Below are 470 nucleotides of genomic sequence, written 5' to 3' on the forward strand. Positions count from 1 at the left end.
CCTTGGCGAGGCATTCGACCGCCCGGCCGTACTTGGCGCGGTATTTCTCGGCGAAGACGTCGATCGCCGCTTCGGCCGCCGCCCGGCTCGGCGCCCAATAGACCTCGCGCAGGTCCTTCTTCATGTTGGCCTGCACCGAGAGCGGGACCTTGTCCAGGACGTTGACGGTCTTGTGCACCCAGCAGCGCTGGTGCCGCGTCCCGGGAAAGATCTCGTCGAGCGCCTTCCAGAAGCCGAGTGCGCCGTCGCCGACCGCAATTTCCGGGGCGATCTGCAACCCGCGCTGCTTGACGTCGATCAGGAGCTCGCGCCAGCTCTGCGCGCTCTCCCGGACGCCGACCTGAAAGCCGATCAGCTCCTTCTTGCCTTCCGGCGTCGCGCCGATCAGCACCAGCATGCATTCGCCGTGGTCCTCCATGCGGGCCTGCAGGAAGACGCCATCGGCCCAGACGTAGACGTACCGCCGAGCC

The 470-nt window shown here is 67.2% G+C and carries 1 protein-coding gene; it reads right to left on the reverse strand.

Annotated elements, in window-relative coordinates; all coding sequences use genetic code 11:
* The coding region (locus tag WN73_RS11575; RefSeq protein ID WP_271552831.1) for an IS256 family transposase at window positions 1-470 on the reverse strand (470 nt) is incomplete at both ends.

The organism is Bradyrhizobium sp. CCBAU 45394 (genome assembly GCF_028128655.1).
GTDB lineage: Bacteria > Pseudomonadota > Alphaproteobacteria > Rhizobiales > Xanthobacteraceae > Bradyrhizobium > Bradyrhizobium diazoefficiens.